The organism is Dietzia sp. E1, from assembly GCF_014145015.1.
Classification (GTDB): Bacteria; Actinomycetota; Actinomycetes; order Mycobacteriales; family Mycobacteriaceae; genus Dietzia; species Dietzia cinnamea_A.
The window spans coordinates 1-11,641 of record NZ_JAALDU010000398.1 but is presented as its reverse complement, the minus strand read 5'-3'; the positions used below and the strand labels follow the sequence as shown (position 1 = coordinate 11,641).

Sequence of the window (11,641 nt, the reverse complement as noted above, 5' to 3'; positions counted from 1 at the left end):
CCTCGCGGCCGATGGCGTCGGCGCGGCGGGCGATCTCGGCCTCGTCGCGGCCGCAGCACAGGACGAGTGCCGCCGAGCGGATGATCTCCTCAGGGGCCCGGCCGCGCTCGGCGCAGGCCTCGTCGACGCGTCGGTACTGGGTCGCAACGGTGTCGACGTCGGCGAACGGGACGTTGAACTCGTCGGCGAACCGGGCGGCCAACGCCGGGGTGCGCTTCTTACCGTGGCCGCCGACGATCACGGGCGGCGGCGACTGCACGGGCTTGGGCAGGCCGGGGGAGTCGACGAGATCGATGCGCTTGCCGCGGACCGTGAGCGTCTCACCCGCGGGCGTCGACCACAGCTGCTCGAGCGCGCCCAGGGTGTCCTCGAGCAGGTCGAACCGCTCGCCGAGCGGCGGGAAGGGGATGCCGTACGCGGTGTGTTCGTCCTCGTACCACCCGGCACCCAGGCCCACGTCGAGTCGTCCGCCGGACATCTCGTCGACCTGGGCCAGGGAGATCGCCAGCGGGCCGAGGTGCCGGAACGTCACCGAGGTCAGCAGCGTGCCGAGCCGGATGGAGGACGTCTCGCGGGCCAGGCCCGCGAGGGTGAGCCAGGCGTCGGTGGGGCCGGGCAGGCCGCTGACGTCGCCCATCTTGAGGTAGTGGTCGGAGCGGAAGAACGCCTCGTAGCCGAGGTCCTCGGCGGCGCGGGCGACGGCGAGCTGGTCGGCGTACGTCGCACCCTGCTGGGGTTCGACGAAGACGCGGAGGGACACGCGGGAATCACTAGGCATGGGTCCAGCTTGCCCGCGGTCCGCGTCTGCGCGCCAACCGCGCCCCGCGTATCCGCGCCAACCAGCCCGCCCGGCCAGCAATCCACCCACCAACCGCCCGAAAGTCACCCGACAGCCGCCCGACGACCACCCAGCAGCCGCCCGACCTCCAGATTTGGTCGTAATCATCGAGCCGAATCCGCCGTTTCGCCTCGATGGCTACAACCATTCCCGAGATGATTATGACCTTTACAGCGCGCCGGGGTGCCAGGCTGCGGCCCGCCGGATGGGGAGCGCAGGGCTAGTTGGTGTCGGCGACGAGCGGCTCGATGGTGAGGTGCTCCATCTCCTTGGTGATGTACTGCAGGCGCCACTTGTCGCCGAACAGGGCCAGCAGCTCGCCGTCGGTGCGCTCGAACACCTCGACACCGCGCTGGCGACCCAGCTCGTCCGCGGAGTCGGCGTCGGTGCGGCGCGCGATCGTGTACGGCAGGTTGTCCACCAGCACCTCGACGTTGAACTCCGCCTTCATGCGGGCGGTGACCACCTCGAACTGCATCGGGCCGACCGCGGCCATCACCGGGTTGGCGTCGCCACGGGTGTCGTTGCGCAGGATCTGCACCACGCCCTCGGCGGCGAGCTGGTCGATCGCCTTGCGGAACTGCTTGTACTTGCCCAGTGACTGCGCACGCACCACCGCGAAGTGCTCGGGCGCGAACTGCGGGATCGGCGGGAACTGCACCTTCTTGCCCGTGTAGAGGGTGTCGCCGGGTGCCAGGGCGGTGGCGTTGACCAGGCCCACGACGTCGCCGGGGTAGGCGGTCTCGACGGTGGACCGGTCGCGGCCGAACACGGTCAGCGCGTACTTGGTGGTGAACGGCTTACCCGTCTGCGCGTGCTGGACCACCATGCCGCGCTCGAACTCGCCGGAGACCACGCGCATGAAGGCCAGGCGGTCGCGGTGCGCGGCGTCCATGCCGGCCTGCACCTTGAACACCACGGCCGAGAACGGGTCGGTGGTCTGCCGCGGCTCACCGGAGACGGTGGGCCACTCCCGCGGCGGCGGCGCCAGCTCGACCAGCGCGTCGAGGATCTGGTGGACGCCGAAGTTGAGCATCGCGGAGGCGAAGATCACCGGGCTGGTCTCGCCGGCGAGGTACAGCTCCTGGTCGTGGTCCTGGCCCATCGCGGAGAGCAGCTCGGATTCCTCGACCGCGGTCTCCCACACGTCGCCCTCGCGCTCGGCGGCGGTGTCCGGGTCGTAGTGCTCCTCGGGCGCGATGGTCGAACCGCCGGCGGTGCGGGTGAAGTGGACGTACTCCTCGGGCGCGCCGTCCTCACCGCGCCGGAGCAGGCCGCGGTAGTCGCCCGCGATGCCGACCGGCATGTAGAGGGGCGTGGGGACGAGGCCGATCTGCTCGGTGATCTCGTCGAGCAGCTCCAGCGGCGCGCGGCCGGGGCGGTCCCACTTGTTGATCACCGTGATGATCGGCAGACCGTTGTGCTTACACACCTGGAACAGCTTGAGCGTCTGCGGCTCGAGGCCCTTGGCGGCGTCGATGAGCATGACCGCCGCGTCGACGGCCGTGAGGACGCGGTAGGTGTCCTCGGAGAAGTCGGCGTGGCCCGGGGTGTCGACGAGGTTGATGACGTACGGGTCGTCGACGTCCGATCCCTCGGGGGCGTACGTGAACTGCAGCGCGGTGGAGCTGACGGAGATGCCGCGGGCCTTCTCCATCTCCATCCAGTCCGAGACCGTGGAGCGGCGACCGGACTTGCCGTGCACGGCGCCCGCCTCGGTGATCACCCGGGCGTGCAGCGCGAGCGCCTCCGTCAGCGTCGACTTACCGGCGTCCGGATGAGCGATCACGGCGAACGTCCTGCGGCGCGCGACCTCGGACGCGACGTCCCCGGCGGTGTCCGCACCCGAGGCGTGTCCGCCCGTTCCGGTGTCCTCGGCGGTCTCGGTCACGCGTACTCCTCACAGCAGTCGACGGCCCTCGTCGTCGTCACCCAGGGTACGTCCGCCCTCGTCCGCGCACCGAATCCGCCCACGTCACCCCGTGCCCGGTGGGGCCCGTGAAAGGCGAGGTCAGACGTGGCGCGCAGCGCGACGGCGGTGCGGCCCCTCCGACACCGGCGGCTCTCCCGGGGCGCCGGCCCGGGCTCGGGCGTCGACCGAGTACTGTTGTCGCCGTTCACATACCGGGTCGCCTCCGCGGACCGGTAACGGCGAACGGGTAAGTGTCCGATTATTTCAGCAGGTGCCGCGGCCGGTCGGTGTCGGACCCGGCCGCTACGGTGCGCGGGGCAGTGATGGGGGACGAGCCGAAGGGGGAGAGGGAGATGGGGGAGGACGACAGTCACTATCCGATGAGCGAGGAGGACCGGGGGCAGTGGGAGGAGCGCAGGGGGGCGCTCCGCCGGTTGCTTCCCGCGGTCGAGCGGCTGCGTGTGCTTCGCGAGGCCGGGCGGCCCGGCGGTGCGTGGGCGGCGCACCGGTCGCTGCTGCGCTATCCGGGTGTCGAGGACGACGCCCGGGCGGTGATGGCGGCGTTCGACGGGGGCGTTCTCACGCGGCACGGGCACCTCGAGGAGCTCGCGCGGCGGGGCCTGTCACACGGCGGGCTGACCGACCTCGCCGGGCTGGCGGAGACGGCGGATGAGGAGCTGACGCGGGCGCTCATCACGTGGGTGGCCCGGTCCGAGCGCTTCGAGGGGGGTGGGATGGCCGAGGCGCTGAGGGAGGGCACGCTCGTGGCGCTGCTCGACCGGCTGCGGGAGCTCTACGACCTGTGATCGTCGGGCCGCAGTGCCGCCAGGTAGCGGCGCGTGAGCCGGTCCTGCTCTGCCCGGGCCACGGGTGCGCCGAGCCTGGCGAGCAGGGTGGCGTGCGCGGATTCGGCGGTGATGGTCAGCGACACGGCGTCGGTGGCGGGGTCGCGCCGCACGAGGAAGCGCTCCCATCCGCGTTCGGGATGGCCGGGCAGGGCGCGGTAGGTGAAGCCGCGCGCATCGGGCATGTCGGTGACCTCGGTGACCTCGCACGGTGCGGTGAGCCGGAGCCACGCCGCGGGGCCCGTGCGGGGCCGGAGTGTCACCGTCCGGCCGGGGGTGGCGGGTCCGTCGGCGACGACGACGAGGCCGGCGCGGCGATGCATTTGCCAGTCCATGAGGTGGTCGCCGGCGCGGTCGAAGAGGGCGGCCCCGGAGCCCAGGTGGGCCTCGCGCTCGAACCGCCGGATCCGGCTCACGCCGAGTGGACCTGGTTCTGGGCGGTGTCGAGCCCGTGCTGGAGGAGCAGTTCCACGGCGTCGGCGGCGTCCTGGACGAGGAACGGCACGTCGGGCTGCTCGAGCTTGGAGAAGCGCTTGAGGACGAAGTCGGCCACCGCCATCCGGCCCGGTGGGCGGCCCACCCCGGCGCGGACCCGGATGTAGTCGCGGGTGCCGAGCGAGCTGGACACCGAGCGCAGGCCGTTGTGGCCGCCCTCGCCGCCGCCCCGCTTGAGTCGGACCTGGCCGAAGTCGATGTCGATCTCGTCGTGGATGACTATCACGTCGGTGGGCGCCACGGAAAAGTACTTGGCCACTGCCGCGACCGGGCCGCCGGAGAGGTTCATGTAGCTGCGGGGGCGGGCCAGCACGACGGGCGTGCCGGCGAGGCGGGTCTGGGCGATCTCGCAGTTGGTCTTCTTGTGGGTGGAGAAGCTCGCCGGCATGGGCAGCGCTCGGGAGGCGAGCTCCTGCAGGACGTCCCAGCCGATGTTGTGGCGGGTGCCCTCGTAGTCGGGTCCGGGGTTGGCCAGGCCCACCACGAGCGTGGGGCCGGACGGCTGGTCGGCGGTAGTCACGCGCCCATGATCCCAGACGCCGGGTGGGGGCTCATATCCGCAGCTCGGTGCGCGCGGTGTCGAGCACGGCGGCGGTGAGGGCGTCCAGATCGGGGGACTGGAGCTTCCAGTGCTGCCAGAACAGGGGCACGTCGAGTGGGCGATCCGGGGAGACCTCGACGATCTCCCCGGAGACCAGCCACGGCGTGGCCAGTTGTTCGGGGATGAGGCCCCAGCCCAGCCCGGCGACGATCGCGCGGACGTGGTCGTGCGAGCTGGGGATGAAGTGCCGGGGCCCGGTCGGCTCGCGTCGGGCCAGCCGGCGGTAGTGGTGGTTCTGGTGGCCGTCGCTGCGGTCGAAGTCCACGATGGGGGCCCGCCCGAGCGCGGCGGTCGTCGTGCCCTCCCGCAGGTGCCTGGCGACGAATCCCGGGCTGGCGCAGGCGAGGTACCGCATCGACCCCAGCGGGAGTGAGCGGCACCCCTGGACCGGGCGCGACTGGCTGGTCACCGCGGCCATCACCTCGCCGCGGCGCAGGAGCTCGCTGGACAGGGACTCGTCCTCCCGGCGGATGTCGAACACGACGCGGCCGCCGTCGTGGACCTCGGTCATGGCGTCGAGGAACCAGGTGGACAGGGAGTCGGAGTTGCACGCCACGGCCAGGACGACCGGGTCCTGCCCGGAGCCGAGGTCGTCGAGCTCTCCGGCGAGCGATTCCTCGAGGTGCAGCATCTGCCGGGCCGTGCGCAGGACGGTCTCGCCGGACTCGGTGGCGGTGATGGGGCGTTCGCGGCGCACGAGGATGCGACCGGCGGACTCCTCGAGAGCGCGAATCCGCTGGGACACCGCGGACTGGGTGATGTGCAGGTGCGCGGCGGCGGCCTCGAACGAGCCGAGGTCGACGACGGCGACGAGCGTGCGGAGCTGGTCCAGCTGGAGAGCGTTCATAAGTGCAGCTAATGCTAGAGCAGAAACTGTAGTCGCACTACTGATGAACGCTTGCCTAGATTGGGGGCGTGACCACCACTTCCACACTCTTCATGGGCGCAGGTATCGGCCTCGGACTCATCGCCGCCGTCGGCGCGCAGAACGCGTACGTGCTGCAGCGCTCGATCCGCGGGGACGTGTCGATGGTGCCGATCGTCGTGTTCTGCGTGCTCTCCGAGGCGGCACTCATCCTGCTCGGGGTGGCCGGGGTGGGCGCGCTCATCGAGACGGCGCCGGGTGCGCTGACGGTGATGACGTGGATCGGCGTGGCGTTCCTCATGGCCTACGGGACGTTCGCGGCGGTCCGCGCGATCCGCCCGGGCGAGGGGCTGCGGGCCGACGGCACCGGCCGCGTCCCGTCGACGATGGGGGCGGTGGCGGCCTGCGCGGCGTTCACCTGGCTCAACCCGCACGCCTATCTCGACTGCGTGGTCTTCCTCGGCACTCTCGCCAACCAGCAGGGCGGGGACCTGCGGTGGGTGTTCGCCGCCGGGGCGTTCCTCGCCGGCACCGTGTGGTTCTCGCTCATCGGCTTCGGCGGCAAGGCGCTCCGCGGGCTGTTCGCCAAGCCCGGGGCGTGGCGTGTGCTCGACGGGGCGATCGCCGTGATGATGTTCGTCCTCGCGGTGGGGCTCGTCCGCGGCTGACCCGCTCGCTCGCGCCGGGCCGGCCGAACCCGCGTCAATCCGCCGGTCCCCGCACAGCCGCGCGCCGGGATGGCGTCTCGCGCGCTCCGGCGGGCGGGCCGGACGCCATCCCGGGGAGCGGCGATGGATTCGGGCGTACGGGCACGGGAGCGAGGCGCCATCCCCGTGGAGCGAGACGCCAGGCGGGGGAGCGGATGTCCGGGTGGGGAAATGCGGAACGGGCCCGGGACGACACTCAGGTCGCCTCCGGGCCCGTGGCCTCCTCGCCGCTACAGCGCGGCAGTAGGGGATCAGCCCTCCTCGGCGGCCTTCGCGGCATCCTCGGCGGCCGCACCCTCGGGGGCGGCCTCCTCGTCGGCCTCGAGGTCGGCGCCCGACGGGGCCTCCATGACGTTGACCAGCAGGGTCTCCGGGTCGGAGATCAGGGTCGCGCCGGCGGGCAGCGTGACGTCGGCGGCGGTGATCTGGGTGCCGGCCTGGGCGTCCTCGACCGAGACCTCGAAGTCCTCGGGGATGTTGAGGGCGTCGACCTCGACCTCGATGACGTCGGCGTCGGTGGTGACCAGGGTGCCGGGGGCGGCCTCGCCGGTGACCAGCACGGCGATCTCGACGACGACCTTCTCGCCCTTCCTCACGACGATGAGGTCGGTGTGCTCGATGACGCGGGTCAGCGGGTGCACGTCGATCTGCTTGGGCAGCGCCAGCTGCTCCTCGCCCTCGATGTCGAGGGTGAGCAGGGCGTTGGTGCCGGCGTGACGCAGGATGGCGGCGAACTCGAGCGCGCCCAGCAGCAGGTGGCGGGGCTCGGTGTTGTGGCCGTACAGCACCGCGGGGACCTTGAAGTCGCGGCGGGCGCGGCGGGAGGCGCCCTTGCCGAACTCGGTGCGGACGGTGGCGGCGAGCTTGTTGACGTCAGACATGCGATGACCTCTGTGTTGGTATTTCCGGCCCGGCGCGAAGCGCACCAGAGGCGGGAGCCAGAGGTGATCGCGTCGATAACGGAGCGGCCCTTGCGGGTCCTCCCTCGCCGAGATGACCCGACCAGCCTAGCGGCGCCGGGGGTTCGCACCCAAATCGGACGAGCCGGGCCGGGCGGGAAGCGCGAATCGGGCGAGAGCCGACGGCCAGACCGGAAGTGCGCGGGACCCGCCGGAGACACACGGGCACGGCGAGACCGGAAATGCGCGGGACCCGCCGCCCCTCGGAAGGGAACGGCGGGTCCGGGCGCGTGGGGTGCCGGTATTCGTCAGGCGCGAACCGGGCGGGGTGGCGTCAGAGGATCTCCTCGACCTCCGCCGTGGGGCGCGCGAGGCGGGTGCCCTTGTCGGTGACGACGAAGGGCCGCTCGATCAACCGCGGGTGGGCGACCATCGCGGCGAGGAGCTCGTCATCCGAGGCGTCGATCAGGCCGAGCTCGGTGAACTCCGCCTCCTTGACGCGGACGGCCTGCCGCACCGTGAGCCCGGCGTCCGCGATGAGCGTGCGCAGTTCCTCGACCGTCGGCGGGGTGTCGAGGTACTTGATGATCGTCGGCTCCACGCCCCGCTCCCGCAGCAGCTCGAGAGCCTGCCGCGACTTGGAGCAGCGGGGGTTGTGGTAGATCGTCGCGTCCATGGTCGCCCCTACGCGGAACCGTTGAACAGGCTGGTCACCGAGCCGTTCTCGAAGACCTCGTGGATGGTCCGGGCCAGCAGCGGCGCGATGGACAGCACGGTGAGGTTCTCGAAGCGCTTCTCCGGCGGGATCGGCAGCGTGTCGGTGGTGATGACCTCCTTGGCGCCGCAGGAGGCGAGGCGCTCGGCGGCCGGGTCGGAGAAGATGCCGTGCGTGGTGGCGATGATGACGTCGCCCGCACCGGCGTCCTTGAGGACCTTGACCGCGCCGGCGATGGTGCCACCGGTGTCGATCATGTCGTCCATGAGCACGCAGGTCTTGCCCTCGACGTCACCGACGACGCGGTTGGACTTGACCTGGTTGGGCACGTTGGGATCGCGGGTCTTGTGGACGAACGCCAGCGGGGCGCCGTCGAGCGCGTCGGCCCACTTCTCGCCCACCTTGACGCGGCCGGCATCGGGGGAGACCACGACGATGTTGTCGGTCCCGTAGTGCTGCCGCACGTAGTCCGACAGCTGACCCTGGGCGTGCATGTGGTCGACCGGACCGTCGAAGAAGCCCTGGATCTGGTCGGTGTGCAGGTCGACCGTGATGATCCGGTCGGCGCCGGCGGCCTTGAGCAGGTCGGCGATGAGGCGGGCCGAGATCGGCTCACGCCCGCGGTGCTTCTTGTCCTGGCGCGCGTACGGGTAGAACGGCAGGACCGCCGTGATCCGCTTGGCGGAGCCGCGCTTGAGCGCGTCGATCATGATGAGCTGCTCCATGATCCACTTGTTCAGCGGGGCAGGGGCGCTCTGCAGCACGAACGCGTCGCAGCCGCGGACCGACTGTTCGAAGCGGACGAAGATCTCGCCGTTGGCGAAGTCCCGGGCAGTCTGCGGGGTGACCTCGACCCCCAGCTCTGCGGCGACCTGATCGGAGAGCTCGGGGTGCGCGCGCCCCGCGAAAAACATCAGGTTCTTCTGGTTGTCGATCCACTCGCTCACTGCGTGAGTCCGTCCTTCTGGGAGTCGTTCCGGGCACGACGGGCGGCCTCGGCCGAGCCGGAATCCGGCCGGTTCTTGATCACCCAGTCGTCGATGTTCCTCTGCCGTCCTCCGGACACCGCGAGGGCGCCCGGCGGGACGTCGTCCTTGATCACGGTACCCGCGCCCGAATAGGCCCCGTCTCCGACGGTCACCGGTGCGACGAACATGGTGTCCGAACCGGTGCGGCAGTGATCGCCGATCACTGTACGGTTCTTGTTCACCCCGTCGTAATTGACGAACACGCTCGACGCCCCGATGTTGGTGTGCTCACCGATGGTCGCGTCCCCCACATAGGTCAGGTGCGGCACCTTGGTGTTGGCGCCGATCGTCGACTTCTTGACCTCGACGAACGTACCGATCTTGCTGTTCGCACCGAGGTCCGCGGCGGGCCGCAGATACGCGAACGGGCCGACCTCGGCGCCAGCCCCGACTGTGGCGCTCACCGCATGTGAACGCACGACCACGGCGCCCTCGCCGACGGTCGTGTCCTGCAGGGTGGTGTCGGGGCCGATGGTCGCGCCGTCGTGAATGACCGTCGCGCCCGCCAGATGCGTGCCCGGCAGGATCGTCACGTCCCGCCCGATCTGCACGCCCACGTCGAGCCACGTGCTGGACGGGTCGACGATGGTCGCCCCGGCGCGCATGGCCGACTCGCAGAGCCGGCGGTTCATCTCGCCGGCCAGCGCGGCCAGCTGCACACGGTCGTTGACGCCCGCCACGAGGTCCGCGTCCTCGACGCGGTGCCCGCGGATGAGCCCGTTGGCCCGGCGGGCCAGCTGGATGACGTCGGTGAGGTACAGCTCGCCCTGCGAGTTGTCGGTGCTCAGCTGTCCGAGCTTGTCCCGCAGGACCTGCGCGTCGAACGCGTAGATGCCCGAGTTGACCTCGTCGATCGCCTTCTCGTCCTCCGAGGCGTCCTTGTGCTCGACGATCCTGAGCACCTCGCCGTCGTCGTTCCTCACGATGCGGCCGTACCCCGTGGGGTCGGGCGCCGTCGACGTCAGGACGGTGACCGCCGCCCGCGGCCGCATGTCGTGGCGGCTCACCACCTCGCGCAACGTCTCGGCGTCGAGCAGCGGGATGTCGGAGGTGGTCACGAGTACCGTGCCGGAGAAGTCGGCGGGCAGCCCCGACATGCCGGCCGCGACCGCGTCACCGGTGCCCTTCTGCTCCTCCTGGACCGCCGTCGACACGGGCACGCCGAGCTCGGACGACAGCTCGGCCACCGCGGCGGAGACCTGCTCGCGCTGATGGCCCACCACCACGACGATCGCGTCCGGCTCGATCCCCGCCGCCGCGTGCAGGGCGTGGCCGAGCATGGTCCGCCCGCATACGCGATGCAGCATCTTGGGTGTGGCGCTCTTCATCCTGGTGCCGGAGCCGGCGGCCAGGACGATGACCGCGGTCTGGGTGCGATCGGTCTGCGGTGTCGTCATCAAGTCTCCTCGGGCGTGGCAGCGCCGTGTGGGGGATGGGTGGCTGCTCAACATCTGCGCAATCGTGACCAGTGTTGAGCACTCGCGTCTGAGGATAGAGGGTGGCTCCGACGATTCGAACCGTCTCGGAAGACGAGTAGCCTCACCCGGCGTGTCAGTTCTCAGGCGTCAGCTCGCCGATACGCGGCCCCTGCGGCAGCCGGACTTCCGCAGACTGTGGCTCGCCAACATCGTCACGGTGATCGGCGCGCAGCTGTCCATCGTCGCGGTGCCGCAACAGGTCTTCGAGATCACCCGCAACTCCGCCTACGTCGGTCTCACCGGCGTGTTCGCGCTCGTGCCGCTCATCGTGTTCGGTCTCTGGGGCGGCGCGCTGGCCGACGCGTTCGACCGGCGCAAGCTGCTCATGATCACCACCACCGGCCTCATCGTGACCGCCGCGCTGTTCTGGCTGCAGGCCGCCGCCGGCAACCAGAACGTGTGGCTGGTGATGGGGCTGCTCGCCGTGCAGCAGGCGTTCTTCGCGGTCAACCAGCCCACCCGGTCGGCGATCATCCCCAAACTCGTCCCGCCCGATCAGTTGGCCTCCGCCTCCGCGCTGAACATGACCGTCATGCAGTTCGGCGCGATCGTCGGGCCGCTCTCGGCGGGCATCCTCATCCCGGTGCTCGGGCTGGAGTCGCTGTATCTGCTGGACTCGGTGGCGCTGCTGGCCACGCTGTACGCCGTCTACCGGCTCCCGCCCCAGCCGGTGTCGGGGGAGCGACCCTCGGTCGGCCTGCGGTCGGTGATCGACGGGTTCGCCTACCTGGCCACCCGCCGCATCCTGTTGGCCTCGTTCCTCGTGGACATCATCGCCATGGTCTTCGGCATGCCGCGGGCGCTCTTCCCGCAGATCGCCACCGAGTCCTTCGGCGACCCGGCGACGGGCGGGACCGCGCTCGGGCTGCTGTTCGCCGCGATGAGCGTCGGCGCCGTACTTGGCGGCGTGTTCTCCGGCTGGATCCCGCGCGTGCGACGGCAGGGCCTGGCGGTGCTGGTGTGCGTGGCGCTGTGGGGCCTGGCGATGGTCGCTTTCGGCGTGTTCGTCGGTGCGGCCTCGCCCGGAGGCTCGGCCTGGTGGCTGTGGCTGGCGCTCGCGGCGCTGGCGTTCGGCGGTGCGGTGGACATGGTCTCGGCCGCGTTCCGTCAGGCCATCCTGCTCGAGTCGGCCACCGACGAGATGCGTGGTCGCCTGCAGGGCGTGTTCATCGTCGTGGTGGCCGGCGGCCCGCGCATCGGCGACGTCGCCCACGGCGTGGCGGCGGCGTCGGTGGGCACCGCGGTCGCGGCGGCCGGC

Annotated in this window: 12 protein-coding genes; 3 read left to right on the top strand and 9 right to left on the bottom strand. The window is 71.1% G+C overall.

The genetic code is table 11. The features are described from left to right. Together G6030_RS12845 and G6030_RS12840 are read right to left on the bottom strand one after the other, a co-directional pair. On the bottom strand, positions 1 to 778 hold a 778-nt coding region (locus G6030_RS12845; protein ID WP_182643387.1), incomplete at its 3' end, for an LLM class F420-dependent oxidoreductase. A gap of 280 nt (positions 779 to 1,058) precedes the next feature. After that, a complete protein-coding gene (locus G6030_RS12840) occupies positions 1,059 to 2,729 on the bottom strand; it encodes a peptide chain release factor 3 (protein ID WP_182643386.1) in 1,671 nt (556 codons plus the stop codon). 374 nt (positions 2,730 to 3,103) lie between these two features. Here G6030_RS12840 and G6030_RS12835 point away from each other — a divergent pair, with 374 nt between their 5' ends. Beyond that, on the top strand, positions 3,104 to 3,556 hold the full coding sequence (locus G6030_RS12835; RefSeq protein ID WP_206680912.1) for a DUF6508 domain-containing protein: 453 nt from the start codon (positions 3,104 to 3,106) through the stop codon (positions 3,554 to 3,556). Here G6030_RS12835 and G6030_RS12830 read toward each other — a convergent pair. Genes G6030_RS12830 through G6030_RS12820 form a run of 3 tightly spaced genes read right to left on the bottom strand, consistent with a single transcriptional unit; the run spans position 3,544 to position 5,538 of the window. After that, positions 3,544 to 4,011: a DUF1990 family protein gene (locus G6030_RS12830; protein WP_182643384.1), complete on the bottom strand. Its 468-nt coding sequence runs from the start codon at positions 4,009 to 4,011 to the stop codon at positions 3,544 to 3,546. The genes G6030_RS12835 and G6030_RS12830 overlap by 13 nt on opposite strands. Further along, entirely contained in the window at positions 4,008 to 4,610 is a 603-nt protein-coding gene (gene pth / locus G6030_RS12825; protein ID WP_182643383.1) for an aminoacyl-tRNA hydrolase, read from the bottom strand. Before pth ends, G6030_RS12830 begins: the two co-directional genes overlap by 4 nt. Positions 4,611 to 4,641: 31 nt before the next feature. Next, positions 4,642 to 5,538, bottom strand: coding sequence for a LysR family transcriptional regulator ArgP (locus tag G6030_RS12820; protein ID WP_182643382.1), 897 nt, complete (start codon positions 5,536 to 5,538; stop codon positions 4,642 to 4,644). A gap of 68 nt (positions 5,539 to 5,606) precedes the next feature. Between G6030_RS12820 and G6030_RS12815 the strand changes: the two genes are divergently transcribed. Further along, positions 5,607 to 6,224, top strand: a complete 618-nt coding sequence (locus G6030_RS12815) for a LysE family transporter (protein WP_182643381.1) — start codon at positions 5,607 to 5,609, stop codon at positions 6,222 to 6,224. 290 nt (positions 6,225 to 6,514) lie between these two features. Here the strand turns inward: G6030_RS12815 and G6030_RS12810 are convergent, their stop codons facing one another. The 4 genes from G6030_RS12810 to glmU all read right to left on the bottom strand — a co-directional run bounded on the left by G6030_RS12810 (position 6,515) and on the right by glmU (position 10,302). Next, complete coding sequence (locus G6030_RS12810) at positions 6,515 to 7,144, bottom strand: 50S ribosomal protein L25/general stress protein Ctc (RefSeq protein WP_007630085.1); 630 nt, start codon at positions 7,142 to 7,144, stop codon at positions 6,515 to 6,517. Positions 7,145 to 7,496: 352 nt separating this feature from the next. Continuing rightward, the gene (gene arsC / locus G6030_RS12805; protein ID WP_063972815.1) at positions 7,497 to 7,838 is read right to left on the bottom strand and encodes an arsenate reductase (glutaredoxin); all 342 of its coding nucleotides are present in this window, start codon (positions 7,836 to 7,838) and stop codon (positions 7,497 to 7,499) included. A gap of 8 nt (positions 7,839 to 7,846) precedes the next feature. Next, on the bottom strand, positions 7,847 to 8,824 hold the full coding sequence (locus G6030_RS12800; protein ID WP_007630089.1) for a ribose-phosphate diphosphokinase: 978 nt from the start codon (positions 8,822 to 8,824) through the stop codon (positions 7,847 to 7,849). Further along, entirely contained in the window at positions 8,821 to 10,302 is a 1,482-nt protein-coding gene (gene glmU, locus G6030_RS12795) for a bifunctional UDP-N-acetylglucosamine diphosphorylase/glucosamine-1-phosphate N-acetyltransferase GlmU (RefSeq protein ID WP_007630092.1), read from the bottom strand. The genes G6030_RS12800 and glmU overlap by 4 nt, the downstream gene beginning before the upstream one ends. Before the next feature lie 151 nt (positions 10,303 to 10,453). Here glmU and G6030_RS12790 point away from each other — a divergent pair. Next, positions 10,454 to 11,641 (top strand): MFS transporter (locus tag G6030_RS12790; protein ID WP_182643380.1); only part of this gene is annotated, 1,188 nt, incomplete at its 3' end.

Bases quoted from the DNA above. Each gene is read 5' to 3' on its own strand.
- G6030_RS12835 (WP_206680912.1), top strand. From the start codon at position 3,104: ATGGGGGAGGACGACAGTCACTATCCGATGAGCGAGGAGGACCGGGGG.
- G6030_RS12820 (WP_182643382.1), bottom strand. From the start codon at position 5,538: ATGAACGCTCTCCAGCTGGACCAGCTCCGCACGCTCGTCGCCGTCGTC.
- G6030_RS12810 (WP_007630085.1), bottom strand. From the start codon at position 7,144: ATGTCTGACGTCAACAAGCTCGCCGCCACCGTCCGCACCGAGTTCGGC.
- arsC (WP_063972815.1), bottom strand. From the start codon at position 7,838: ATGGACGCGACGATCTACCACAACCCCCGCTGCTCCAAGTCGCGGCAG.
- glmU (WP_007630092.1), bottom strand. From the start codon at position 10,302: ATGACGACACCGCAGACCGATCGCACCCAGACCGCGGTCATCGTCCTG.